Raw genomic sequence first — 271 nt, 5'->3', positions numbered from 1 at the left:
CACGACATCCGCAGCCGCCTCGGCGACGATACCGTGATCGCGCAGTCGGTCAACGACATTCCCGGCGTGTGGATCAGCTTCAAGATCGACGACGACGATTACTGGGTCGCGCTCGACCGCGATCAGCTCGACAACGTCACGGGCCTGCAGTGGGCCGGCTGGGGGCTGTTCGCGCTCGCGCTGTCGCTGTTCGGCTCCGCGTTCATCACGAGTCTCGTGAACCGGCCGTTCTCGCGGCTCGCGCTCGCCGCGCGCCAGGTCGGTTCGGGCC

1 pseudogene is annotated in these 271 nt (G+C 67.9%); it reads left to right on the top strand.

Going from position 1 to position 271, the window contains the following annotated elements:
* Window positions 1-271 (top strand): annotated as a pseudogene (locus AAEY80_RS14555) (hypothetical protein); the annotation flags it as partial.

The sequence above is a fragment of the Psychrobacter sp. 78a-MNA-CIBAN-0178 genome, assembly GCF_040309625.1.
In the GTDB taxonomy this organism is placed as follows: Bacteria; Pseudomonadota; Gammaproteobacteria; order Pseudomonadales; family Moraxellaceae; genus Psychrobacter; species Psychrobacter okhotskensis.
This window is presented reverse-complemented; position numbering and strand designations above follow the sequence as displayed.